24 protein-coding genes and 1 tRNA gene are annotated in these 23,661 nt (G+C 52.5%); 13 read left to right on the top strand and 12 right to left on the bottom strand.

Annotation, left to right across the window (positions count from 1 at the left end; genetic code table 11):
- Positions 1-92: 92 nt before the first annotated feature.
- Together D5S03_RS08640 and D5S03_RS08645 are read right to left on the bottom strand one after the other, a co-directional pair.
- A complete protein-coding gene (locus D5S03_RS08640) occupies positions 93-389 on the bottom strand; it encodes a type II toxin-antitoxin system RelE/ParE family toxin (protein WP_208596392.1) in 297 nt (98 codons plus the stop codon).
- Positions 390-821: 432 nt separating this feature from the next.
- Complete coding sequence (locus D5S03_RS08645) at positions 822-1,610, bottom strand: polysaccharide deacetylase family protein (RefSeq protein ID WP_287043519.1); 789 nt, start codon at positions 1,608-1,610, stop codon at positions 822-824.
- A 641-nt stretch (positions 1,611-2,251) separates the two neighbouring features.
- On the opposite strand from D5S03_RS08645, the gene D5S03_RS08650 reads away from it, so the two are divergent.
- From D5S03_RS08650 to D5S03_RS13805, 9 genes are all read left to right on the top strand, one after another.
- On the top strand, positions 2,252-2,545 hold the full coding sequence (locus D5S03_RS08650) for a type II toxin-antitoxin system RelE/ParE family toxin (protein ID WP_008869838.1): 294 nt from the start codon (positions 2,252-2,254) through the stop codon (positions 2,543-2,545).
- Between the two features lie 17 nt (positions 2,546-2,562).
- Positions 2,563-2,919, top strand: coding sequence for a HigA family addiction module antitoxin (locus tag D5S03_RS08655; RefSeq protein ID WP_287043522.1), 357 nt, complete (start codon positions 2,563-2,565; stop codon positions 2,917-2,919).
- A gap of 519 nt (positions 2,920-3,438) precedes the next feature.
- The gene (locus D5S03_RS08660; protein ID WP_287043524.1) at positions 3,439-3,651 is read left to right on the top strand and encodes a hypothetical protein; all 213 of its coding nucleotides are present in this window, start codon (positions 3,439-3,441) and stop codon (positions 3,649-3,651) included.
- Positions 3,644-3,976, top strand: coding sequence for a type II toxin-antitoxin system RelE/ParE family toxin (locus D5S03_RS08665; RefSeq protein ID WP_287043525.1), 333 nt, complete (start codon positions 3,644-3,646; stop codon positions 3,974-3,976). Before D5S03_RS08660 ends, D5S03_RS08665 begins: the two co-directional genes overlap by 8 nt.
- Before the next feature lie 188 nt (positions 3,977-4,164).
- Entirely contained in the window at positions 4,165-4,497 is a 333-nt protein-coding gene (locus tag D5S03_RS08670; RefSeq protein ID WP_287043528.1) for a hypothetical protein, read from the top strand.
- 114 nt (positions 4,498-4,611) lie between these two features.
- On the top strand, positions 4,612-4,968 hold the full coding sequence (locus tag D5S03_RS08675; RefSeq protein ID WP_287043530.1) for a DUF4411 family protein: 357 nt from the start codon (positions 4,612-4,614) through the stop codon (positions 4,966-4,968).
- A gap of 224 nt (positions 4,969-5,192) precedes the next feature.
- Entirely contained in the window at positions 5,193-5,333 is a 141-nt protein-coding gene (locus D5S03_RS08680) for a type I restriction enzyme endonuclease domain-containing protein (RefSeq protein WP_287043531.1), read from the top strand.
- Positions 5,334-5,395: 62 nt separating this feature from the next.
- Positions 5,396-6,049 carry a four helix bundle suffix domain-containing protein gene (locus D5S03_RS08685; RefSeq protein ID WP_008869842.1) on the top strand — a complete coding sequence of 218 codons (654 nt, stop codon included), beginning with the start codon at positions 5,396-5,398 and terminating at the stop codon, positions 6,047-6,049.
- Between the two features lie 433 nt (positions 6,050-6,482).
- The gene (locus tag D5S03_RS13805; RefSeq protein ID WP_353745153.1) at positions 6,483-6,653 is read left to right on the top strand and encodes a DUF4282 domain-containing protein; all 171 of its coding nucleotides are present in this window, start codon (positions 6,483-6,485) and stop codon (positions 6,651-6,653) included.
- 455 nt (positions 6,654-7,108) lie between these two features.
- Here the strand turns inward: D5S03_RS13805 and D5S03_RS08690 are convergent, their stop codons facing one another.
- Complete coding sequence (locus tag D5S03_RS08690; protein ID WP_287043532.1) at positions 7,109-7,303, bottom strand: putative DNA binding domain-containing protein; 195 nt, start codon at positions 7,301-7,303, stop codon at positions 7,109-7,111.
- Positions 7,304-7,481: 178 nt separating this feature from the next.
- A tRNA-Ala gene (locus D5S03_RS08695) sits at positions 7,482-7,557 on the bottom strand.
- 418 nt (positions 7,558-7,975) lie between these two features.
- On the opposite strand from D5S03_RS08695, the gene D5S03_RS08700 reads away from it, so the two are divergent.
- Positions 7,976-9,448, top strand: a complete 1,473-nt coding sequence (locus D5S03_RS08700; RefSeq protein ID WP_287043534.1) for an adenylate/guanylate cyclase domain-containing protein — start codon at positions 7,976-7,978, stop codon at positions 9,446-9,448.
- Here D5S03_RS08700 and D5S03_RS08705 read toward each other — a convergent pair.
- The 7 genes from D5S03_RS08705 to D5S03_RS08735 all read right to left on the bottom strand — a co-directional run bounded on the left by D5S03_RS08705 (position 9,445) and on the right by D5S03_RS08735 (position 19,353).
- Positions 9,445-10,812 carry an FAD-binding oxidoreductase gene (locus D5S03_RS08705; RefSeq protein WP_287043536.1) on the bottom strand — a complete coding sequence of 456 codons (1,368 nt, stop codon included), beginning with the start codon at positions 10,810-10,812 and terminating at the stop codon, positions 9,445-9,447. The genes D5S03_RS08700 and D5S03_RS08705 overlap by 4 nt on opposite strands.
- Before the next feature lie 75 nt (positions 10,813-10,887).
- A complete protein-coding gene (gene smpB / locus D5S03_RS08710; protein ID WP_008869855.1) occupies positions 10,888-11,355 on the bottom strand; it encodes an SsrA-binding protein SmpB in 468 nt (155 codons plus the stop codon).
- A gap of 3 nt (positions 11,356-11,358) precedes the next feature.
- Positions 11,359-11,955: an HD domain-containing protein gene (locus tag D5S03_RS08715; protein ID WP_008869856.1), complete on the bottom strand. Its 597-nt coding sequence runs from the start codon at positions 11,953-11,955 to the stop codon at positions 11,359-11,361.
- Between the two features lie 101 nt (positions 11,956-12,056).
- Positions 12,057-13,241, bottom strand: a complete 1,185-nt coding sequence (gene argJ, locus D5S03_RS08720) for a bifunctional glutamate N-acetyltransferase/amino-acid acetyltransferase ArgJ (RefSeq protein WP_008869857.1) — start codon at positions 13,239-13,241, stop codon at positions 12,057-12,059.
- Between the two features lie 131 nt (positions 13,242-13,372).
- Positions 13,373-15,889, bottom strand: a complete 2,517-nt coding sequence (secA, locus tag D5S03_RS08725) for a preprotein translocase subunit SecA (protein ID WP_287043539.1) — start codon at positions 15,887-15,889, stop codon at positions 13,373-13,375.
- A gap of 129 nt (positions 15,890-16,018) precedes the next feature.
- A complete protein-coding gene (locus tag D5S03_RS08730; protein ID WP_287043540.1) occupies positions 16,019-18,067 on the bottom strand; it encodes a ribonuclease catalytic domain-containing protein in 2,049 nt (682 codons plus the stop codon).
- Positions 18,068-18,078: 11 nt separating this feature from the next.
- Complete coding sequence (locus D5S03_RS08735; protein ID WP_008869860.1) at positions 18,079-19,353, bottom strand: IMP cyclohydrolase; 1,275 nt, start codon at positions 19,351-19,353, stop codon at positions 18,079-18,081.
- A gap of 213 nt (positions 19,354-19,566) precedes the next feature.
- On the opposite strand from D5S03_RS08735, the gene D5S03_RS08740 reads away from it, so the two are divergent.
- Positions 19,567-19,875 carry a hypothetical protein gene (locus D5S03_RS08740; RefSeq protein WP_008869861.1) on the top strand — a complete coding sequence of 103 codons (309 nt, stop codon included), beginning with the start codon at positions 19,567-19,569 and terminating at the stop codon, positions 19,873-19,875.
- On the opposite strand, the gene D5S03_RS08745 is transcribed toward D5S03_RS08740, so the two are convergent.
- Entirely contained in the window at positions 19,804-21,252 is a 1,449-nt protein-coding gene (locus D5S03_RS08745; protein WP_287043543.1) for an MltF family protein, read from the bottom strand. The genes D5S03_RS08740 and D5S03_RS08745 overlap by 72 nt on opposite strands.
- A gap of 247 nt (positions 21,253-21,499) precedes the next feature.
- Between D5S03_RS08745 and D5S03_RS08750 the strand changes: the two genes are divergently transcribed.
- A complete protein-coding gene (locus D5S03_RS08750; protein ID WP_008869863.1) occupies positions 21,500-22,774 on the top strand; it encodes an adenylosuccinate synthase in 1,275 nt (424 codons plus the stop codon).
- Between the two features lie 21 nt (positions 22,775-22,795).
- On the top strand, positions 22,796-23,629 hold the full coding sequence (locus D5S03_RS08755) for a DNA polymerase III delta subunit-related protein (protein WP_008869864.1): 834 nt from the start codon (positions 22,796-22,798) through the stop codon (positions 23,627-23,629).
- Positions 23,630-23,661: the final 32 nt, after the last annotated feature.

Genomic DNA, 23,661 nt, shown 5'->3' on the forward strand with positions numbered 1-23,661 from the left:
AATAAGGCTCTTCTGCCAGAATAACAGCTATGTTATCTGCCCCAATATAACCCGAGGACAGGGGAGGGAGGTAAACATTAGCCCCGGGGTTTTTAGGCGTTTTTTGGCTTTTCTTTTGGAATGAGTTTGTCAAAATTATCAATTATCAACTCGTTTCCAAAGAAGAAGCCAAGCAAACGAAAAGTGTTTTTTCCAACATCAATACGAACTTCCCAGATATCATCCGTATTTACCAGTTTTTTAAAATACTTAGATGGAACACGGTCAATTTCTTGGATTAATTTCAATACCCAGGTCACTTTCATAACTTGCGCATCTGTCAGGTTATCCAGATGATCTTCAACTGGGCAATTCCCAGACACTGAACGATAGAATTCAATGCTTTTCATTAATTTAAAGTACACATATATGTTAACATTGTCAAGGAGATTTATTGTTTTGTAGGCAGCGAACGAAAAGCTCACTCTTACATCTATGTTTTTGGCCCAAAAAAAGGCATCCTAAGGCAATTTTTAAGGCCTTATAGAGGACTTTTACTCAATTAGTTCAATGACTTGGTTAGGTCCGACCCCCATAGCGAAACCCCCATAGACCATAGCATGGTCCGCGTCAGGGATGCATACTTCAACCCTGAAACGCAACTTATTTCGTGCACCAAGTCACCTATTTTCTAATTGTCGTTGCGGGCTTGAATAACTTATTGCTCTGGGGACTGTCCCGGGATTACAAGTATGGAAGCAAGGGCATATGGGGGTATGATATTCAGAATATCTTCACCCCACACATGTGGGGCGCGGTTCGTTTAAGTTCACTGGCGGTGACTACTGCTGTTTTTTCAGCTCGCTCACGGTAACCGGCTTGAGTCCTCGAAGCTCCAGGCCAGCGATGATCCGGGGCAAAGCCTCGGCTGTCGGCAGATCAGGATTGTTCATGTGCAGGATTACAATGCTTCCCGGTCTGACGGAATCAATTACATAATCAGCTATTTCCTTCGGGGATGCATTTTCATCAGCGTCTCCGCTGGCGATATCATACTGAACCGTCAGCATACCCAGCTCGCCGGCAATATCCACCACATCGTTGTTTTTTTTGACATAGGGGGGGCGAAACAGTCTCGGCATCTCTCCGGTAAGCTTTCTGGCTATTAGCTGGGTATAGCCAAGCTCCTGCCTGATTACAGAGGGATCGTGCCGGGTAAGATCAGGGTGGGAGTAAGAGTGGTTGCCAAGCTCAAACAGATTATTATCATGCAGAGCCTCTGTCTCCTGCGAATAGTTGAGCATCCATAGTCCCCCCAGAAAAAGGGTGGCTGGAGTTTCTGTCTTTTTAAGTATTTTGATGACATCCGGATCGTAGCCCGTTTTCTGCCAGGTACTGCAGGCATCCAAGGTTAAAGCCACTTTTGACAGGTCGCTCTCAATTCTCTTTAGTACTTCCGGGCTTTTCTGCTCAATTTCCGGTGAAACTTCTGGAGCCATATCCGGATGTGCTCTTTTGAATCCATCCAGCACATCTTCCGGCATTTCTTCTGTCCAGGCCGGCAGGGCAGTCAGCAGCAAGACAGCCAGGCAGATGATGATGCAGAAAATAAGTCTGCTCAAGTTTGTCATATTCCATGTCCTGATGTGACTGCAAAAATTCATTTTTGCAGTCACAGATGTCAGAGCTCAGACGTCAGAGGTCCCCAGTGAAATCCCCCAGTTAAACAAAAGAGGGTTTAACCGGGTAAACTTCGGGAACTCCAAGGAGTTATTTCACGGGGCAGGCAGTAAAAACAAAGATTTATATCACGCGAAGACGCGTGATTGATTTCTGAATTATTGATTTCTCGACTTTTTGCAGATTCATCTGTCCTGAGAAGATTTAACTGCAAACAGTCAAGGCGGGGACTTGAACTAAATATAGCCTGACCAGACCAGTTCTAATTGTCAAGCGGTTTGTTGCCATGAGGTTCTTCACATTATGTTTGTTCGGGTCGGACCGAGCAAATATATTATAAATATATAAAATGATCTCGTTTTTTGCTTGCTTTTAAGTCTTATAACCGCCATATTTATGTGGTAAAAGCAGTGCTAAACTTCTATTCTCGAGGCGACAACTATTTTGACACATGGGACCCGCTTTGGATGGTTTAAATGAAATAATTGGTGGTTAACCAGTCACTGTTGCGGACTCGCTTCACTCGCCGCAAAGCTCCAACGTTCGGCTATAAAGGATTGACTTAGCATGAATACCGTGTTACCGTGATTTCATGATACGATCATTTAAAGATCAGGGTACAGAAGATATTTTCGATGGGAAAAACAGCAAGGCTGCCCGAAAATTATGCCCGCAACATCTTTGGATTTTAGCTGCGAGAAAACTGGAGCAGGTTGACTCCGCAACAAACCTTGACGACTTAAAAGTTCCGCCGGGAAATCGCCTGGAAGCCCTGTCAGGGGATCGTTATGGGCAGTACAGCATTCGAATCAATGATCAGTATCGGGTATGTTTTAAATGGGATAATGGCAATGCAGATAATGTTGAAATAGTCGATTATCATTGAAAGTTCAGGAGAATATCATGATCAGAATTCCGAAATACAGGGAGCCGACGCACCCGGGACAAATGTTGATGGAGGATTTTTTGGCTCCACTGTCAATAACGCAACGAGATTTGTCTAAGGCGATTCATGTTCCTTACCAGCGAATTAACGAGATTGTAAATGGGCGGCGCGGTATTACACCCAGTACAGCATTACGCCTGGCAAAATTTTTTGATATGTCAGAGGATTTTTGGATGAATATGCAGCTTCGTTGGGACCTGTATCGTGCTAAAAATTCAGAAGAAAGAGAATTGCGTATGATAAAGCCCTATACGTCTTCTGAACACACAACCCAGAGAAACGAGCCACAATCTGAACCGTTTGTTGGACAGTAACCATTCAGGGGGTCCTCGATGTTGATAACTGGCACAAGGCACCCCCTGAATGGTTACGTTGGACAAGCCCGGCATATATAGAAAATTGTGCACCTTACGCGGGTCAGACCCCATGCCCGCACAGACCCAAAACTACAAGTTTTTCCTTGTAATCCACTTGAAATAATGGTTACTTGACCGAAATTTGATAAGACGAGACTTTTAAAGGGCTTTTCTGATAATAACCAGGGAGCAGGGTGGATAAGATTCCATTGGTTATAACTGGGATATATTTGATCATAGAGAGTTTGCAAATTGAACGGCAATGATTTTAAATGGTTACCTATAGATCTATACATTCTTGATGGTAAAAGTTGTCTGTAAGACCCAAAGCATGTTGCTGGTATCAGAGACCTGTTTACTTCACCGGACAAAATACTCGCCACGCTCGCTTTTTTCCCGTGAGCCAAGCGTTATGCCTTGTAGGAAATCGTAATTGTTACAGGTCTTAATATTTCCACCAGAAACATGGAGGCAGTCATGGATATGAAGAAATCATACTACGTTCAGGAAATTTCCCGAGAAGTAGACGTGACTCCAGAAGAATATCTTCCTGCACTATTGGAGATTGTCAGGGGATTTCGCCTTGGAGTGCTGAAACCGGCGGATGAAAGCTTTAAGCAGGGCATGCAGGATGTTGTTGAAGGAAACACCAGGCCTGTCTCAGAACTCTGGAAAGGGATAGATGCCTGAAGTTTCTTTTACCTTTGAGTTCAAGAGAAACCTAAGAACTCTGGCTAAAAAATATCGGTCCATTAAAGCCGATGTTCAGCCGATCATTGATCAGCTGGAAAAGGGCGAACTGCCCGGTGAACAGGTTCCTGGAGTTAAGCTGGCTGTTTTCAAGGTCAGAATACAAAACACTGGTATTGAGAAAGGCAAACGGTCTGGATATCGCTGCATATACTACCTAAAAACCCGGAACCAGATTTTTCTGGTCACTATCTATTCCAAGCTGGACCAGGCAGATATTTCAAGCAAGAGAGTGAAGGAAATCCTCGCTGAAATGGGTATGTAGATTAATTTCTATGACAACAAAGATTCCTAATAAAAGAGTAGAATCCTCATGACACCTTACGCGGGTCAGACCCCATGCCCGCTCAGATTCAGCATGTTTTCTAATGCCTTATTTTCGACTATACAGTTGACGGGAGTGAATTTCATGTCTTTAATTCACACTGTTTTACAGTTGCGGAGATAAACACAATGACCAGAGTTGCCGTTAAGCCTGAATTATTACACTGGGCCATGCAAAGGGCCGAACTGGATGTTGAATCCCTGAGCGGCAGGTTTCCCAAGCTGGAAGCCTGGGAGATCGGCGAGGACAGTCCAACCTTAAACCAGCTGGAATCCTTTGCCAGGGTCACCCGTGTGCCAGTGGGTTTTTTATTCCTGGATACTCCCCCTCATGAGTCCATGCCTATACCTGACTTTCGCTTAATGGGCGGGATCAGGCCCGGGCATCCCAGTCCGGATCTTCTTGACACCATATATGCCTGTCAGCAGCGCCAGGAATGGTATCACGACTATGCCGGATAACATGGTGAAAAGCCACTTTCTTTTATTTGTGCAGCAACTGTTGATGACGATGTGATACAGGTTGCCTCCAATATACGCAGGGCTATCGGCTTTGACCTTCAGGAAAGACGCGCAATGCCCACTTGGCAGGATGCTATGCGCAGGTTTATCCAGCAAGTGGAAACAATCGGAGTCCTGGTCATGATCAGCGGAATTGTCGGCGGCAATACTAGGCGAAAACTTGATCCTGAAGAATTCAGGGGCTTCACCCTTGTGGACGAACTGGCTCCTCTGATTTTTATCAACGGTACTGATACCAGAGCTGCTCAAATGTTCACCCTTGCCCATGAACTTGCTCATGTATGGCTTGGGCATTCCACCAAGAAAATCAAAATTCCCAATGCATGTATTGGATTGGGAATCAAGTTCATGAACCCCTACCAGATGCTTCGACGTGAAAAAGCCAGGTTTGTGCTTGAAAGGCTTATCTGAAGCGCATTTAATGTCTTAATATTTTTTCAGACAACACCTTGGCAAAGGTACCATGGAAACCCTGGCCCTGATAAAAAACCATAGGCTTTTCCCTTGTAATCCCCACAAAAAAAAGGTTACTTGGCTGGAATTTGATAAGACGAGGCTTTTTAAGGGCTTTTCTGATAATAACCAGGGAGTAGGGTGGATAAGATTCCATTGGTTATAACTGGGATGTTTTTCTGTTGCTGGTCTCAGAGACCTGGCTCAGAGAACTGAAGGCTGATCTGATCATCCTTCTGGCCGATCACGGCTATCCCCCGGTGGACAGGGATGAAGTGTACAAGGAGATCTTTGAGCAGGCCGAGAACTTCAAGAAGTATTAAAGCAGGGTCAGGGGTTGAGCTGTGCTTATAAAATTTGAATCGCTTACAGCGGAATAAAGGAGTTGCTTCTGACAGAATCTGAAACCTTGATTCCCAAGCACGGCGGCTACCGGAAGCTCAAGAGCTTTCAACTGGCCCAGCTTGTATATGATCTGACCGTGCGTTTCTGTGGGCGGTATATAGATAAGCGCAGCCGCACTCATGATCAGATGGTTCAGGCCGCCCGCAGCGGGGTGCAGAACATCGCGGAAGGATCAGAAGTTTCTGCCACATCCAAGAAAATGGAGCTGAAGCTTACCCAGGTAGCCCGGGCCAGTCTTGAAGAACTGAAGCTGGACTACGAGGACTTCCTGCGTCAGCATGACCTGCCTTGCTGGGACCGAAATCACCCCCTGCGTCAAGATCTGGTTGATGCACAATGCCGAAGCGTTGATGACGTGGCCGAGTGGGTGATGAATGCGGCTAAAAAAATAGCCTGGGAGAGAGGACACAGTGAACAAAGTAGACTTGGGGAATCAGACAAGGATATTGAGTCTTCTACGTTTACTGCGTCCTCTTTTTATCCTGAAATCTCGGCCAATGCAGCTCTGACACTGGCCACTGTAGCCGGTTATCTCCTGGACCGGCAGATCCAGGCCCTGGCTGAGTCCTTTGAAAAAGAAGGCGGGTTTACAGAACGACTGTACAGTGTGCGTACCGCCAGAAGACGAAAATAAATCTATGAATTCGAGAACAAAGCTATATACAAGGCTCTTCAGGACTGGTGCAGAGAGAACGACATCCAACTGGCGGATTAATCGATGGCTGCATGGCCGCAAATTGATTTTGTCGACGGCCGAGAAGGATGTCTGTTCACAGCAACGGTTCACCGAAAACAGGTTTGCTCGGGTCGGACCCAGCCAATATATTGAAAATATTTAAAAAGAGCTCGATTTTTGCTTAATTTTGAGTCTTATAACCACCATTTTGATGTGGAAAAAGCAGTTCTAAACATCTATTCTCCGAAGCGACAACTATCCAGATACATGGGGAAACCAACAAACAACACAGGAGGTTTTAATCATGAACTTTAATTTAAAGGATTTGCTTTACTTTGATGAGATGATGACGCCTAAGATTATTACTATCATTTACTGACTTCTCCTGGCCATGGTTGTAATTTCTGGACTGGGACTTATGATCAGCGGTGGGACCTTCAGCAGTTTCATTGGAGGACTCGTAACCATAGTCCTTGGTGCTGCTTTTACAAGGATATGGTGTGAGATACTGATAGTCATCTTCAAGATTCATGAAAATATAAGAAAGGTTGCTGATAAGTAACTATAGATCGACCCATCCTTGACCTTATACTGCAAGCTGTGCGTGATGGAATAACTGGGGGTGCCCCACCTGGCTGAACTTCGACGATCTGCGGGAGCAATGCAAAGCTTCGAGGGAAAGAGATGCAGATTAAAGCAGTTAACTGCCTCATTTTAAGCCTAGTATAATTTGGGCAATCCAGACGACTTTTTTCCCATTTCAAGCTTGGCATGTTATGGGCAATCTGGCCTTGATTTTACCCATTTCAGTCTAGGCTTAGACTGGGCAATTTGGCTGTTGAAGGTAGCCTTTCAAGGAATGCAGAGAGCATGCAAAGTATCCTGCCTGCTTGGTGGGTAATCCCTTTCCGGGGCTTTTTATTCTTCAAAACTGTGTGTGCGGAGCACCCGTGTGAAGCTGAAGGCTTCCCGTGCCGGAGAAGATTTTTTTGGCACCTCAGTTGAATGCCCTGCGGGCTACCTCATCTGAGGATCTTCCCCACCATAGGCCTTGCCGTAACGTATCATGTTCCGCATGCCGGAGCCCAGTTCATCGGCACGGTGAATCTCCCGTAAAAAAGCTCCGATGACCGGATTCTTGGGAAAGGGGGTAAAGGTGTCTGGATCAAGGGCCCCGAATCCGTGAGGCTTGTTGCTGTTTTCGGTGCGCACCTGTCCGCGCTCTATGATCAGCTTGGCTGGAGCAACATATGCTACATAAAAGGGAGAAAAGATAGAAAACTGACATGGTGTACAGAGAAGCGTGAGAGTTTTTTGGGGACAAGGCGGGGACAAATCCTGAATAAATAAAAAAGGGGTTAAGCCTTGCAGCCTAACCCCTGGAAATTTCTGGTGGAGCTGAGGAGAATTGAACTCCTGGCCTCCTGAATGCCATTCAGGCGCTCTCCCAACTGAGCTACAGCCCCTCGTGAACAAACATGTATATATTTCATCAACGGTCTTGTCAAGAGAATTGTCCGGTCTTTGAAAACTTTCTTGCCCTGCCGGCCGACTAAAGCTATGCTGAACTCAATGCAGACCTGTGCTCGACTGAAACATATTTTACCAACCCCAATGGCAGGAGATACCCGCCCTTATGGCTGAACTGCTTAACACTTTAGCGATACTTATAAAATAGAATATCATATCTCAATTTGGGGACAGGCACCCCGCACTTATTTTTATTAAATGATCCTGATTTTATTGGAAAAAATAAGTGCGGGCAGAGCTAGCCCCCGGAGGTTAGTCATAAGTTTCGCTGTAATGTTAAGGCACAGAGCGATAATGCTGCCGGCCAGGTCGCTTTGCAGGCGGGCTGATACTCCTGCGCAGGGAGGCTTTTATATGCGCTTGGGGCTGAAAATCTTTCTACTTCTGTTTGTGGCCGCATTCACCATTTCCGGAGCCACGGGATCCTATTTCTATTATCAGGCCAGGCAATCCTTGCTGGAATCCATCCAGAGTCAGTTGCTTACTGCGGCCAAATCCTTTTCCGGGCTCATTTCCGGAGATGACCTGGAAGCCCTCAATTCTCCTGAAGACATGCATTCCAGTGCTTACCCCAGGATCCAGCGTATCCTGCACCAGATTGCTCTGACCAACGAGGACTTCCTATTTGCCTATACCATGCGCATCCAGGACGATGAGGTCCTGTTCGTGGTGGACTCACCCCCCAGCGATGATACCGGTGACGGCCGGATATCCCCGGACGAAATGCCTGAGCCCGTGGGTGCTGTTTACCCCGATCCTCCATCATCCCTGCTCAAAGGCTTTGTCCGCCCCAGTGTGGATCAACGTATTTACCAGGACCAATGGGGCTGGACCATATCCGGGTACGCTCCCATCAAGGACTTTCGGGGACGCAATGTGGGACTTCTGGGCATAGACATGTGTGCTGAACACATGGAGGCCAAGCTGGCCGCCATCAGACAAGCCGGACTGATCTCCCTTGGCGTGGCCGGACTTCTGGCCCTGGGAGTGACCCTGCTCCTGACCAGACATATTACTGGCCCCATCAAGTCCCTGCACCAGGGTCTGAGCCGGGTCAGCGCCGGAGACCTTGATGCCGTGGTCCCGGAGCATGGCCGTGACGAACTGGGGGACCTTTCCCGGCACTTCAACCAGATGGTGGGCGAACTAAGAGAAAAACAGCTTCTACAGTCCAGCCTGGGCAAAGTCATGCCCAGGGAAGTAGTCAGCAGGCTGCTGTCGGATGATCCCAAACTGGGCGGGGAGACCGCAGAGGCATGCATCCTTTTCTGCGATCTGCGCGGATTTACCAGCATCAGTGAAAAACTGCCGCCAAAGATCCTGGTGGGACTGCTCAACGACTACTTTTCCGCCATGGTCCAGGCAGTGGAAAAACAAGGCGGTCTGGTGGACAAATTTATCGGGGACAAACTTATGGCCGTCTTCGGTCATCCGATAACTGATGAAAAGGCCGAAGCCAAAGCCCTGCAGGCCGGTGTAGACATGCTCTCGGCCTGCGACCGCCTGAACTCTACCCTGGCCCTGACCTCGGATCTGATCCTGGAAAACAGCATAGGCATTCATACCGGTCATGTCCTGGCGGGCAACATCGGTTCACCTCAACGCATGGAATATACTGTGGTCGGGGATGCTGTGAATATCGCCGCCAGGCTGGAGGCAAAAACCCGTGAAATGCACACCAGGTTGATCATAAGCTCCCATGTCGCCGCAAAAATCTCTTCGTTGCCCGGGCAGCTTCGTTCTCAGAAAAATATCAGCCTGGAGGGCAGACGGGAAACTCTGGACATCTACCTGCTGGAGAACAGTGACCCGGCCGGGGACAACTAAATAGCCTTGCCCGGGTTTAGAATCCCGTCCGGGTCAAAGACCTTTTTTATCCCGCGCATGATTTCCAGTGCCGCGAGGCCGGGCTGCCTGTTTAAAAAACCTCTTTTGGAAAGACCCACCCCGTGTTCCCCGGACATGCTCCCTCCCAGGTCCAGCACCAGCTCAAGAAGCTCTGCCCGGGCCTTCTGGACCTCTTTTTGCACACCTTGCTGCTTGTCGTCGTACATGAAATTTACATGCAGGTTGCCATCGCCAACGTGGCCGAAGGCCAGTACCTGCAAAGAGTGGTTTCCGGCGATGCGGCGAATGCCCTGCATGGCCTTTAGAAGACTTCCCCGGGGGATGCTCACGTCATCACTGGCTTTGCCTGAGCCCAGCCTGAAAGAGGCCGGATTGATGAGCCGTCGCAGCTCCCAGATACGCTCCTGGTCACTGTTTTCGGCCTCATCAACGTAAACCGGCTCTTTGAGCCTTTTGCGCGCCTCTGCCATCTCCTGTCGCACACTGCCTTTCAACCCGTCACACTGCACCATGAGGGCGGCGCCTGCGTTATCCGGCCAGGGCATGCCGGAATAGGCAGACAGGCACTGCAGCACCTCCCGGGGCAAAAACTCCAGGGCGCAGGGCAGAAGACCGGCCCCGAAAATCTGGTCCACACTCTCCAGGGCCTGTTCCTCGCTTTCAAAGCAGGCCATTATGGTCGAAGCATACGCCGGGCGGGGCAAAAGCTTGATCCAGGCCCCCACAACCACACCGAGACAGCCTTCCGAACCCACCATTAAAGAGTTCAGGTCCAGGCCCACTACGTTCTTGTGCACCTTTCCCCCGGTGCTGATGAGCTCGCCCCCGGGAAGCACCACCTCCAGGCCCAGGACATAGTCCCGGGTGACACCGTATTTTACAGCCCGCATGCCCCCGGCATTGGTGGCTATATTGCCCCCGATGCTGCAGATGCGCACGCTTGCCGGGTCCGGGGGGTAAAAAAGCCCTTTTGCCGCAGCCGCCTGCTGCAGTTCATGAGTAATCACTCCGGGCTGGACATGGGCCGTAAAGTCCCGGCTGCTGAGGGAAAGTATGCGGCCAAGCTTCAGGCAGGACAGGACAATCCCGCCTGCCTGGGGCACGCAGGCGGAGACAACATTGGTCCCCCTGGCCCTGGGGATGACCGGCACTTTTTCCTGCCCGGCCCAGTGCATAATCTGCCTGACCTGCTCTACCGTTTCCGGCAATACCACCGCCCAGGGCATGGCAAAGCGCCGCCCGGCATCAGTGCCGTAGATAAGTTTTTCTGCAGGATTAAAAAGAAGTCCGTCATTGGGCAGGATCTTGCCCAGATCTCTGACCTGGGATTTTTTCAGAGACATCTCCCCCCCATGCCCTAAGCAGCCGGCCCGGTGAAAATTCCCTGTTCCCTGTGCTCCATGCCCTGCGCCCCATGCCTACTTATATTTGGCCATTTCCCGGGCGGTATCGCGTTCCACGGCCCTGCGCTTTAGGGTTTCGCGGCGGTCATGGAGTCTAAGGCCGCGGGCCAGGGCAATTTCCACCTTGGCTCTGCCCTGCTTGAAATACATCCGGGTGGGTATAACAGTCAGACCCTTTTGCTCCACCTTGCCCATGAGCCGTTTAATCTCGCTTTTGTGCATAAGAAGCCTGCGCGGACGTACCGGGTCATGCTGGGCATAACCGGCGTTTTCATAGGGGGCTATATGCACGTCCACCAGGTAGGCCTCACCCCGGTCAAAGCGCACGTAACCCTCCTTGAAACTGACTTTGCCCGCCCGCAAAGACTTGACCTCGGAGCCTGTCAGGGCCATACCAGCCTCCATGGTTTCCATTATTTCGAAATAATGGCGCACCTTGCGGTTGACCGCAATTATCTTTATGCCGCTTTTGCCTTGTGACATAGCCTACTTCTTGTGCTTGCGCTCAATCCACCAGCGCTTGTCCTGGCTTTCAAACCACCAGGCGGTGTGATCGCTTTCAAAAATCGCCCCGGCCAGTTTGCGGCCGTGCTCCGTCTTTACCCGCTCCCAGGCGTATTCCAGCCACTTAGTTGCGTACCTGTTGCCCAGATCCTCCTGCTCCTTGAGATTCAGGATAAGATCCAGCTGATCCGCATCCTCGGCCAGGCCGGCCTCCAGGGTGCTGTTCTGGTCCAGTTCCTCGTGAAGAGGAATCACTTCTTCTTCCAGACCTGTGCCCCGCAGGGCATCCTCCAGGGCTGACCGGTCATTGGTCTTGTTATACAGCCGGTTGACATAATTCATGTCCCCTACCCTGGATTCGTGAATATCGTGAAAAAGGCACATGTACACGGTCTTTTCCCGGTCCGCCCCGGCCATCCTGGCCAGGATATAGCCTATTACCGCGGTGCGGAAACTGTGCTCGGCCACATTTTCCGAGCCCGTACCCAGAAACTGGTAGCCTGTACGCGGCGTTCTCTTGAGCATGCCCACCTCGTGCAGGAAATCGGCCACACGGGGCAGGTTCAGTTTTGCGGTCATATATTGCGCTTCCTGTAATATAGAATGCTTCAGCCCTGGCTGTGCCACACCAGGCCTGGATAAGCTCTGAGTTAATAGTTGCGCTGCTGCGCTTTGACTGCTCAGCTGCGGTAATCGGAATTGATGCGGATATATTCGTCGGTTAGATCCGAGGCCATGAGAAAATATTCGCCCTGTCCCCTTCCCAGGTCAATATCCACCTGGATATCCCTGGAGGATAGCAGAGGGGCGAAAACCTCGTCTATATCCATATCCACAGGTCTGCCCTTAGAAAAGATCTCCAGGCCCGCCAGGCTGAGCCTGACTTTGTCTGGGTCAAAAACGGCCCCGCTTCTGCCCAGGGCGGCCACAATGCGGCCCCAGTTGGGATCGCACCCGAACATGGCCGTCTTGACCAGACTGGAATTGCCCACCGCCCTGGCCGCCTTGCGCGCGTCCAGGCTGTCTGCCGCCCCGGTTACCCGGATATGCATGACCTTGGTGCCGCCCTCGGCATCCTTGACGATCTGGTAGGCCAGATCCCGGCATACATCCTCCAGGGCTTTTGCTGCTATGTCCCGGTCCCTGCTGGAGTGTAATCCTGCCCTGGATCCACCTCCTGCCAGGGCCAGAACGCAGTCGTTGGTACTGGTATCTCCGTCCACGGTTATGGCATTGAAGCTCTGCTCCATGGCCCCGGCCAGCATCTCCTGCCACAGGGCCCCGTCCACCTGCAGATCCGTCAGAACAAAGGCCAGCATGGTGGCCATATCCGGGCAGATCATGCCCGCTCCCTTAGTCATGCCCCAGAAGCGCACCCGGCCCTGGTCCAGCTCTATCTCCCTGGCTGCGGTCTTGGGAAAGGTGTCCGTGGTCATAATGGCCATGGCCGCCTGTTCCCCGGTGCATTTTCCCAGGTTTTCCACCAGACCGGGCAGGCTTTTTTCCCAGGTGGGCATGGGCATCCTCACGCCGATGACCCCGGTGGAGGCAGGCAGTATTTCCCCGGCAGAAATATCCAGGTGTCCGGCCAGCAGGTCCAGGGTCCTGCGGCAGTCGGCCAGGCCTTCTTCACCGGTGCAGGCATTGGCCTGGCCGGCATTGACCAGCACAGCGCGCATGAGATCGCTGCGGTCTAAGTTTTCCCTGGCCACCAGCACCGGGGCAGCCTGGAATGCGTTGGTGGTGAAAACACCGGCAGCCCTGGCCGGAGTCCGGCTGAATATCAGGGCCAGGTCCGGGCGGTCTTTGTACTTGAATCCAGCCCGGACCGCAGCCAGATCAAACCCCAGGGGTAGATCCTGCATGTCCTGTATCCTTTTTTGTAGCCATTCAATGCAAAATTCTACTGCTGCGTACTCGCATACATTCTTCCCCATGCCCTATGCCCAATACGCTTTGCCCCATGCCCCATGCGCCACGCGCCACGCGCCACGCCCTAACCACAGCATTTCTTGTATTTCTTGCCGCTGCCGCAGGTGCAGGGGTCGTTGCGGCCTACTTTGGGCTCAGCCCTTCGCTGGGGCTCCTTTTTGGCCTCTTTTTTTTCCTCGCCCTTCTGCGGGGCACCGTAGCGCAGGTCTTCCTGTTCCTTGTGCCTGAATCCTTCAACCTCTTCCTTCTTGCGGATCCGCAGGCGGCACAGGGCCCGGACCACGTTTTCCTTTATGCGGAAAAGCAGTTCTTCAAAGAGTTCATACCCCTCGCGCTTGTATTCCCTTTTGGGATCGCGCTGGCCGTAACCGCGCAGGCCGATGCCCTGCTTTAAGTGATCCATCTGCAGAAGATGCTCTTTCCAGTTGCGGTCCAGGCTTTCCAGAAGGAAAAACCGCAGCACCTCCTCGTACTGATCCCCGGCGTCCGCCTTGAGCTGTTCCAGGTGGGCATGGACGGCGTTCAGGGTCTTTTCCTTTTCCGGGGACTCCACTTCCGGGAGCAGGCGCTTGATATTGAAAATTTCTTCCAGTCGTCCCATGAGCATGGAGCGTTCTTCTTCATCCTCCAGGCTGTCCGGAGTGCTCTCGCCCACCGGGGAGTAGACATCATCCAGGACATCCTGGATCATGTCCAGGACGTAATCCTCGAGTTTTTCCGCGTGCATCAGCTCCCTGCGCTGGGTATAGATGACGGTTCTCTGCTGGTTCATGACGTCGTCAAAGTCCAGAAGCTGCTTGCGGATATTGAAATTGTGCGCTTCCACCTTGGTCTGGGCGTTTTCAATGGCCCGGGAGATCATATTGTTTTCAATGGGCTGGCCGTCCTCCATGCCCAGCTTGTCCATCATCCCGGTTATGCGCTCGGAACCAAAAAGCCTGAGCAGGCTGTCGTCTAAGGCCAGGTAGAACCTGGATGAACCGGGATCGCCCTGACGACCGGCCCTGCCCCGGAGCTGGTTGTCTATGCGCCGGCTTTCGTGGCGCTCAGTGCCCAGGATGTGCAGGCCTCCGAGTTCGCGAACTCCTTCCCCCAGGACTATGTCCGTACCCCTTCCGGCCATGTTGGTAGCCAGGGTCACGCGTCCCATTTCTCCGGCCCGGGCCACGATCTCCGCCTCACGCTCGTGGTGCTTGGCGTTTAAGACCTCGTGGGGAACTTCTCTTTTGTTCAAAAGTTTAGACAGGTGCTCGGATTTTTCTATGGATGTGGTCCCCACAAGCACCGGCTGTCCCCTGGAATGCAGCTCCAGCAGGTCGTCGGCGATGGCGTTGAATTTTTCCTGCTGTGTCTTGTAGACCACATCAGGCAGGTCCTCACGGATCATGGGTTTGTGCGTGGGGATCACCGACACATCCAGGTTGTAAATTTCTTTGAATTCAACCGCCTCGGTGTCTGCGGTACCGGTCATACCGGCCAGCTTGTCATACAGCCGGAAGTAGTTCTGAAAAGTGATGGAGGCCAGGGTCTGGTTCTCTGCTTCCACCTTGACCCCTTCCTTGGCCTCCAGGGCCTGGTGCAGGCCGTCCCCGAAACGCCGGCCCGGCATCAGCCTGCCGGTAAACTCGTCCACGATGATCACCTGGCCGTCCTTGACTATGTATTCCGAGTCCCGGCCGAACAGATGGTGGGCCTTGAGGGCCTGCAGTACATGGTGCTGGTAAGTTATGTTTTCCGGATCATAGAGGTTTTCCAGGCCCAGTATATTTTCCACCCTGTGCACGCCTTCCTCGGTGAGGGTAACGGTCTTGGCCTTTTCGTCTATGTTGAAGTGTTCGTCTTTTTTGAGTTTGGGTACCACGGAATTCATCCGGGCATACAGGTCAACGGATATGTCCGCTGGCCCGGAAATAATAAGCGGGGTACGGGCCTCGTCGATGAGTATGCAGTCCACCTCGTCCACAATGGCGAACTGCAGGTCGCGCTGCACCAGCTGGTAGGCGTAAAACTTCATGTGATCGCGCAGATAGTCGAAACCAAACTCGTTGTTGGTTCCGTAGGTTATGTCCGCGGCGTAGGCCTGCCTTCGATCCTCGTCGCTCATACCGTGCACCACCACGCCCACATCCAGTCCCAGGAAATTGTAGAGCCGGCCCATCCACTCGGCATCGCGCCGGGCCAGGTAGTCGTTGACAGTGACAATGTGCACTCCTCTGCCGGTCAGGGCATTGAGCACAACCGGCAGGGTGGCCACCACTGTTTTACCTTCACCGGTCTTCATCTCGGCAATGCGGCCCTGGTGCAGAACTATCCCGCCTATGAGCTGGACGTCGAAATGGCGCATGCCCAGGACCCTGTGCGAGGCTTCCCGGACCACGGCAAACACGTGGGGCAGAAGATCATCCAGGGAAGCCCCGGCAGCGGCCTCCTCTTTCCAGGCCTGGACCCTGGACTGAAGCTGCTCGTCACTTAGAGAACTTATTTCCTCTTCCAGGGAGTTGATACGTTCCACCAGGGGCCTTAAACTTTTGAGGTACCTTTCGTTTTTACTTCCGAATATTTTTTTGACTATATTAAACATCAAATTCCTCTAGCCCGAAAGTGCCTGGACCAGCACTTTTTGAGCATTTATTTACAAACTGAGCAAGGATTCACCATTTCGTCCAGCACCTTGTGCTGTTAAACTCTTTCACCGGCTCTAAGGCACACTCTACTCTTCCCAGGCCTCCAGGACATGGATCTCGTTGTTCAAGGGATCAATCCTGCCCAGACGCAGCCTGAAGGCCTGTCCGATCATGGTCTTGCCTCCGAAGACCTCGTGCGGAGCTCTGATGAGCACCTGCTCCCGGGGCAGGGATAATACCACCGGGCCGCTGTTGTCCACCACCACCCCGGTCCAGGTAGTGTGCCTGGCCTGCTGTTTGAAATAGAGCAGCTTCCAGTACCTGGGGCGAAATTTCTGGATCCTGCTCACCTGTCCCATGCGGGTGTTCATAAAGGGCAGCATTTTCTCCAGCCAGGTCCTGTCCCTCACCGGGTGCCCGGAAAGAGCCGCAGCTATCTGGGCCTGATTCACCAGGTCCACGTATCTGCGCAGGGGCGAGGTAACCGAGGCGTATGCCCCGGCTCCGATGGACCTGTGGGGACGCGGCCGGGTCTCGGTGAGGGTCGCCCCCATGGAGCGTATCACCCGGTAAATCTCCTCGGGCTTTCGCCATACCCCGCTGTAATCTTTGGGCAGGACTATATCCTGGGTGCGGTATAAAAGTGGGATATCTTTCTCCCTTGCCCAGCTGGCCAGGACGGTGTTGCAAAGCAGCATGAACTCGGACACGATGAGATGAGCCCCGGGATGGGTCACCCCGGGCATCAGGCTGACCAGGGTCTGTCTGGGTGTATGCTCCAGCCTGATGATTGGTTCGTTTTGCTCTATGATTACCGCACCCTGCTCCAGCCTTTTTGCCCGCAGGGTCCTGGCCAGCCTCAGGGCCGAGCCCAGGCGGGATGCCGGGTCCATGGCCAGCTCGTCCTCCACTTCGGCATAGGTCCGGTTGGCCTGTACCCGGACCCATTCCAGGCGAGGCTGCAACCTGTACACTATACCCTGAAAATCCAGATCAATATCCAGGACCATTGCCGGGCGTCTCTGACCCTGGTTCAGGCTGAACATCTCCTCGGCCAGAATCCGGGGCAGCATATCGCTTTTTCCCTCGGGCAGATATAGACTGGAAACTCTGTGGGCTACATCCCGGTCCAGTTCTGATCCGAAAGTCCAGTAAAGGCCCGGACCGGCCAGGGCCAGGGTCAGCGAATAGCCGTCTGCATGCTCCCGGATATAAAAAGCGTCGTCAATATCCCGGGTAGAGGCGGAGTCGATGCTTATCAGCCCGTCAACTGCCGGCTCGCCGCTTTCCTGCTCCAGCTTCCGGGAAAGGGCCTGAATCTCCGGGTCATGCGTTTTTGACCATGAGTCTTCCCAGGCATAAGCCGCCTGCTCCAGCATGTAGTTGTAGTGCTCCGGATAAATGCCCCAGGCCCTGGCCAGGATAAAAGGCAGGTGCGGATCCTGGGGCAGACCCGCGGAAAGCTTGCTCCAAAGGTCCTGAGTATGGGGATCTTCAGGGTTTTTAATGCGCTGGACCAGAATATTTTTAAGCTGTCCGGCCAGTTCCGAGTCTTCCGGCTCCGGCTGGTCCCCGGGGGAATATTCACCTGAATGCAGCTTCCTGAAAAAATCTTTGCCGATACTCACCAGACGTTCTCTTTCCCGGTGCAGGCGTTCCTCCTCCATCTTTTTTTCGGCTGTTTCCCGGGAAAAAACCTCAAAATCGGGAGGTGAAAACTTGAAATGAGTCCTGGCCTGGAGCATGGCCCTGCCCAGTGCGGCTGTCCGGTCCGCATCCGGCTCATCCCAGATAAGGCCTGCGAACCAGAAAATGGAGGCCTGGACGATCTCTCCCTGGGCCATGGACCATACGTCCATTACGTCCAGGTCCTCCTGGATACTGTTGCGCCTGTGGTGATGCTCCTGCAAAAGCTGCAGCACGTCCTGCCTGGACAGGTCCGGAGAGTACACCGGACCTGTCCAGGGCATGACTCTTGCAATCGGCAGTTTGACTTCGCGCTGGTTTATGTTCAGCACCCGGACCCTTGGAGACTGGACCTCCTGGATCCAGGATACAAGAGGCTGGTTGTTCTGCAGGTATTCCACCACCTGCCCGGGGCGCAGTTCAGCTCTGTGGTGCTTGTAATCGTTCAAAGGCCTCGCCTTTAGTGTTTAAATGACCGCTGTCCGGTAAATACCATGGCTGCCTGGGGTTGTGCCTCGTTCAGGGCCTGGATGACCTCGTGATCGCGCATGGAACCCCCCGGCTGAGCAATGGCGGTGATCCCCTGTTCCAGGGCCAGGTCCACCCCGTCCCTGAAGGGGAAGAAGCCGTCGGATACCATGACCGCCCCGGGAAGATCCGCCCGTTCCTTGAGGGCCTTTTCTTCCACTGATGAAAGCAGATCTTTGGCCTCAGGGTCCGTCCTGGCCTTTTCCCTGGCCTGGTATATGGACTGTCCGGTCTGTTTGAAAATCTCCATGTCCATGTACTTGGTATAGGCCTTGTGAATTGTCAGGTCCACGCAGCCCACCCGGTCCTGCTCCCCGGTGCCTATGGACAGTGTGCGGCCATCCCGGGCGAAAAGCACGGAATTGGAAGTAACTCCTGCCTCCACCGCCCAGGCGAAAAGAAGATCTTCTGTCTCACGCTGGTCAGGATGCCTGGCACTTACAACCTGGTCTTTGCCCTGGGCCTGGGCCGGGATAAAATCTTCTGGCTCGCGCATACGGCTGGTAAAGGAAAACTGGACTATGACACCGCCGTCCTGCATGGACTTGATATCCAGAAAAGGATAGTCGGCAAATTCCTGCAGCCTGCCCAGACCGGCCATTTTGATGATACGCAGATTTTTTCTGGTCTTGAGCCTGTCCAGGGCTCCAGGCTCGAAATCGGGAGCTGCCACCACCTCCAGGTAATTATCCGCAAGAAACTCGGCCCCGGCCAGGTCTATGGGCCTGTTGAGCACCACCGCCCCGCCGAAGGCAGCAATGCGGTCCGAGTAGTAGGCCTTCTGCAGTATATCCAGGACCCCCTCACTGGACCAGGCCGCCCCGCAGGGATTGTTGTGTTTGAGGATAACCGCCGCAGGTTTTTTGTGCAGATACTGCAGGACATTGATACCGTTGTCCACGTCGGTAAGATTGATTTTGCCTGGATGTTTGCCCGCCTGGAGCATGTCATCCTCCGTAATGGCCGAAACCAGACCCTGGCCCGCACCCTTGAACTTTACCCCGCCAAGCTCCAGACCGCCGCCAACAGGCTCGTACATGGCCGCCGCCTGGTCCGGATTCTCCCCGTAGCGAAGCCCCTTCTCCTGGTCCTGTACCACCCAGGTCCTTTTGCGCATCCTGATTTCCTGATCCCCGAGCCTGATACTCATTTCTCTGGGAAAAGGGTCTTCTTTAATGTCCTTGTACATCTTTCTCAAATCCTGCATGTTTTACATCCTCCTAAATGTGCTTTTTCGGGGTTGCTCAAGAGACTTTTTTTTCATAACACAGGCCTGTTGCAGGGGCAAACTTTTTCAAACCTGCAACCCGAATGGACTGGCCATAAAAATTGTGATTATTCACCGAATTGCCAAAGCAAAGCAGAGACAAGCTGCTGACATTTACTAAAAAATATTGATTTTCAAGGACGGCACGCAGTTATGGAAAAGGTTCTCAAGAAGCTGGCAGACGAACTCAACAGCCTGGACGAAGCGTCCCTCATCAGCCTGTGGGACAAGTACTATGAACGGGTGCAGAATTTCTCCCCCAGCCGTGAATGGGAGGAAGATATACTTATTCTGTCCATGATCCAGTCCGTGCGCTGGAAAAACCAGCTTTTCAACCAGTGCCTGAGCCAGCAGTCAGGGATCCCTTCAAAGCACGAAGAAAAAAAGGACTCACTGCGGCCAGTCAGAAGGGACAAGGTCAAGAAATCCGCCAAGGTGCTCAGCTTCAAACCTCGAGAGTAAGGCTTGTCCGTATAGGAGGCTGTAGTAATAGCGCACACTTTCCACGAAATTAACCGCTTCATATCCCCGTGTATAGCCCCGGGGCACAGTTTCGTAATATTCTTTGTAGCTTAAGAGGGGATAAGTTTTTTTAAGCCCGTTCCAGGAATCAGGGTTATAGCCCTGACGCTCAGCCAGCGTCCTGGCATCATAAACATGCCCCAGGCCCTGATTGTATGCGGCCAGGGCCATAAACCACTTGTCCCAGGACTCAATGCCTATTCTATCCATGCGCTCCCCGAGCATCTGCAGGTACCTGGCTCCACCGGCGATGCTCTGGTGAGGGTCCAGGTGGTCTTCTATACCCAAAAATTCAGCCGTATGCGAGGTGATCTGCATTAGACCCCTTACCCCGGTGCGGCTTGTTGCCCCTGGATCAAAGCGCGACTCCTGGTAAATGATCGCCACCAGCAGTAAAGGGTCCAGACTGTACCTCCTGGAAACATCCCTGATTGTCTGTGCATACTTAGGCATCTCATTTTGCAGGGCATGCTGAAACTGTCTTAGTTCATATGGATCCTGTTCTTTAGGATAAAATCCCAGATACCTCTCCAACAGTTCATCCAGCAGTCCGGAATTCTTGATATCTTCCCAGAACCGGTCCAGATTGCGGTCCAGATTCATATAATGACTGCTCCAGAGCCAGTTCAGAGAGTAAGTCTCATCCAGTTCTTCCGTTCTGCGCACCTCCGGATAAAACCCCTTCCAGAAGGTGTAGTTCTTTTCATCCTTGATACCGAAGCGAAACCTGCGTTCAGCAAGGGCGTCAAAAAAATCCTTTCCAGGCTCAGGCCTTTTGGAAGGCTCCAATTCACACTGCAGAACTTCACGCACATCCTGCAGAATTTTGTCGAAAGCCGACCTGCCGGGGACAACCACGTCGGTTGCGCAAAGGTCCTCCAGGCTTCTCAAAGGATAACGCCACTGGTTGTGCAGGACGAGAAACCGGCCCTCCAGGTAGACCGGCCCTCTTTGAAGACTTTTTTTATCCGGGGTCTGCATGCCCGGTACCGGCAGGAGAAGCTGCAGATCATGGTTGATAAGTTTTTCCATGCCCTGTCTAAAATCCTGCAACTCCACCCAGACCGGGGTCAGTCCGTTGCGGCTGCAGAAAAGCTCCACAAGCTCACGGTCCAGGCCGGGACCATAAGGGCTTAGATTTGCATCAACTCTTTGAGAGGGCTTGAAGCCGATTCTGATGGTGTCTTCGGTCCACTGGCGAAGTTCCATGCGGTAGGAGTACTCATACCAGAAGACTAAAACCCCCTGCACCAGCAGCAGACAAATTATTGCAGCGATTTCTTTTGAGGATATACAGTAATTTAAACGATAGGACATGCCTGAACAGACTCCTTGACCAGTTAATGCTGAGCAAATGCTGTATGACAAAGTACTCCAATTTATTACTTTACTTTATTTCCGGGTAAATGGCAAATTTGCTCATCAAGGCCCGCATTGACTTTGCCTGTTTGCTATTTTAAAAAAACAGGCTATTTGCAAAAATTCAGGCACACACCCCCCATCCGAGCCCGGGGCGAAGCGCACTGCAAGACATAATTACCGCAGAGATTACGGAGGCTGATTCATGTCCAATATCGTTGTATTCGGGACCCAGTGGGGTGACGAAGGAAAGGGAAAAATAGTCGACCTTCTTACCGAGCGCGCCGAGGTAATTGTCAGGTTCCAGGGAGGCAACAATGCCGGGCATACCCTGGTCACCAGGGACAAGAAGTTCATCCTGCATCTGATCCCCTCGGGCATCCTGCATCCGGACAAACTTTGCCTCATCGGCAACGGGGTGGTTCTGGACCCGGAAGTTTTGTGCAGGGAAATGGATGACCTGCATCAGGGGGGAATTGAAATCACACCTGACAGCCTTGGAATAAGCAGAAAGACCCATCTTATAATGCCTTACCACAAGGAGCTGGACAGGGCCAGGGAGCAGGCCAAGTCCGGTAAGGACAGGATAGGCACTACCGGCAGGGGCATCGGGCCGTGCTACGAGGACAAGATGTCCCGCGTGGGCATCAGGGCCGGGGACATGCAGGACAGCGAACTTATGCTGGCCAAAATCAAAAAGGCCCTGCCGGAAAAAAACGCCCTGCTGCAGAGCCTGTACCAGAACACCCCCCTAGAGGCAGAAAATGTCCTGCAGTCCATAGCCCCTTATGCAGACAGGTTGGTGCCCTATTTGACCGATGTATCCCTAAAGATCCAGGAAGCCAGGGAAGCCGGGCGCACAGTGATGTTCGAGGGCGCCCAGGGGGTGCAGCTGGATATAGATCACGGAACCTACCCCTTTGTAACCTCGTCCAATACCATCACTGCCAACGCCTCTGCAGGCACCGGGAGTTATTACAGCATGGACGAGGCCATAGGCGTGGTCAAGGCCTATACCACCCGGGTTGGTCAGGGCCCTTTCCCCACCCAGCAGGACAACGACGTGGGAGAACATATGCAGGTTCAGGGAGCTGAGTACGGTTCCACCACAGGACGCAAAAGACGCTGCGGATGGCTTGACTTGGTTATTCTCAGAGAGGCGGTGAGACTGTGCGGACCAACTGCGCTGGCCATTACCAAGCTGGATGTCATGAGCGGCCTGGATACCATCAGGGTCTGCACCGCCTATGAGTATAAAGGACAGCAGATCCTTTATCCTCCTCAGGAAGAAAACGCCATGTCCCTGGTCACACCCGTATACCAGGAACTCCCCGGCTGGAGCCAAGATATAAGCCAGTGCAGAACCCGCCTTGACCTGCCGCGGAATGCGCGCATGTATATCGAGCACATTGAAGATGCCCTGAAAACTCCGGCCAGAATAATATCTGTGGGTCCGGACCGGGAACAGACCATCAGGTAGCCTGCAGGGGCTAGAGTTTTAATGACCATGTCTTCTGCACCTTCAACAGCCATCCAGGAACAGAGCAACGCAGCCGGGCTTCTCCTCAGGCTGGTCGACAACCCGCCCTGCAGCTTGGTTCTCGAAGGCGGCAGTCAGACACAGAGAAGCGCCCTTGCCGGATACCTGCTCAAAGCCCTGCACTGCAGAAACCCTGGAGATGGTCCGTGTCTTAAATGCGATATGTGTGTCAAGATTGAGGCTGATGCTTTCAGGGACCTCTTCCGGCTTACCCCCCTGGAGGGCCTGTCTGTCGATGAAGTCAGGGAAATTAGGCCCGCTCTTTCCCAGAGCCCGCATCACGGCTGGCGGATGGTGGTGGTGGAGGAGGCCGGTGAAATGAACGCGTCTTGCGCCAATGCTCTCCTCAAATCCGTGGAAGAGCCTGTAAGCCGGAATATTTTTGTATTCCTGTCCAATGAAAGGCAGTCCATCCTGCCCACCATCGTTTCCAGGAGTTTTGTGCTCACCCTGGGTAGAACACCAGGGACAGGCCTTGAATCCGGGCAGGAAGAACTGTATTCGGACTTCAGCACTTTTGTCCTTCATGGAAAAGGTTTTATGCACAAATGCTCCAAAAAGGAGAATTTCGACCTGACCGGAGCCAGGCAGTTCCTGGTGAGAATCCGCCTGGACCTGGCCCGGGGCATGCGGGGGGAAAAAAGCCTTTTTAAGAACATTGAGCCTGTAAAAGCAAACAAAATGCTTCTAACCCTGCAAAAGGCGGAGCAGGCACTGGCATTCAAGGCGCGCACCGACCTTGTAATGCAGTGGCTGGCCCTGACCATGTGGAAAATTTTCAATAAAAAACAGTAAGCACCTGTATACTGCTCAATTTTTTTCTGCCC

Origin of the sequence: Desulfonatronospira sp. MSAO_Bac3 (genome assembly GCF_003838035.1) — a bacterium.
GTDB lineage: Bacteria > Desulfobacterota > Desulfovibrionia > Desulfovibrionales > Desulfonatronovibrionaceae > Desulfonatronospira > Desulfonatronospira thiodismutans.

Coding starts and splice junctions, on each gene's coding strand:
- D5S03_RS08640 (WP_208596392.1), bottom strand. CDS start 389: ATGAAAAGCATTGAATTCTATCGTTCAGTGTCTGGGAATTGCCCAGTT.
- D5S03_RS08645 (WP_287043519.1), bottom strand. CDS start 1,610: ATGACAAACTTGAGCAGACTTATTTTCTGCATCATCATCTGCCTGGCT.
- D5S03_RS08650 (WP_008869838.1), top strand. CDS start 2,252: ATGATACGATCATTTAAAGATCAGGGTACAGAAGATATTTTCGATGGG.
- D5S03_RS08655 (WP_287043522.1), top strand. CDS start 2,563: ATGATCAGAATTCCGAAATACAGGGAGCCGACGCACCCGGGACAAATG.
- D5S03_RS08660 (WP_287043524.1), top strand. CDS start 3,439: ATGGATATGAAGAAATCATACTACGTTCAGGAAATTTCCCGAGAAGTA.
- D5S03_RS08665 (WP_287043525.1), top strand. CDS start 3,644: ATGCCTGAAGTTTCTTTTACCTTTGAGTTCAAGAGAAACCTAAGAACT.
- D5S03_RS08670 (WP_287043528.1), top strand. CDS start 4,165: ATGACCAGAGTTGCCGTTAAGCCTGAATTATTACACTGGGCCATGCAA.
- D5S03_RS08675 (WP_287043530.1), top strand. CDS start 4,612: ATGCCCACTTGGCAGGATGCTATGCGCAGGTTTATCCAGCAAGTGGAA.
- D5S03_RS13805 (WP_353745153.1), top strand. CDS start 6,483: ATGGTTGTAATTTCTGGACTGGGACTTATGATCAGCGGTGGGACCTTC.
- D5S03_RS08700 (WP_287043534.1), top strand. CDS start 7,976: ATGCGCTTGGGGCTGAAAATCTTTCTACTTCTGTTTGTGGCCGCATTC.
- D5S03_RS08705 (WP_287043536.1), bottom strand. CDS start 10,812: ATGTCTCTGAAAAAATCCCAGGTCAGAGATCTGGGCAAGATCCTGCCC.
- smpB (WP_008869855.1), bottom strand. CDS start 11,355: ATGTCACAAGGCAAAAGCGGCATAAAGATAATTGCGGTCAACCGCAAG.
- D5S03_RS08715 (WP_008869856.1), bottom strand. CDS start 11,955: ATGACCGCAAAACTGAACCTGCCCCGTGTGGCCGATTTCCTGCACGAG.
- argJ (WP_008869857.1), bottom strand. CDS start 13,241: ATGCAGGATCTACCCCTGGGGTTTGATCTGGCTGCGGTCCGGGCTGGA.
- secA (WP_287043539.1), bottom strand. CDS start 15,889: ATGTTTAATATAGTCAAAAAAATATTCGGAAGTAAAAACGAAAGGTAC.
- D5S03_RS08735 (WP_008869860.1), bottom strand. CDS start 19,353: ATGCAGGATTTGAGAAAGATGTACAAGGACATTAAAGAAGACCCTTTT.
- D5S03_RS08740 (WP_008869861.1), top strand. CDS start 19,567: ATGGAAAAGGTTCTCAAGAAGCTGGCAGACGAACTCAACAGCCTGGAC.
- D5S03_RS08745 (WP_287043543.1), bottom strand. CDS start 21,252: ATGTCCTATCGTTTAAATTACTGTATATCCTCAAAAGAAATCGCTGCA.
- D5S03_RS08750 (WP_008869863.1), top strand. CDS start 21,500: ATGTCCAATATCGTTGTATTCGGGACCCAGTGGGGTGACGAAGGAAAG.
- D5S03_RS08755 (WP_008869864.1), top strand. CDS start 22,796: ATGACCATGTCTTCTGCACCTTCAACAGCCATCCAGGAACAGAGCAAC.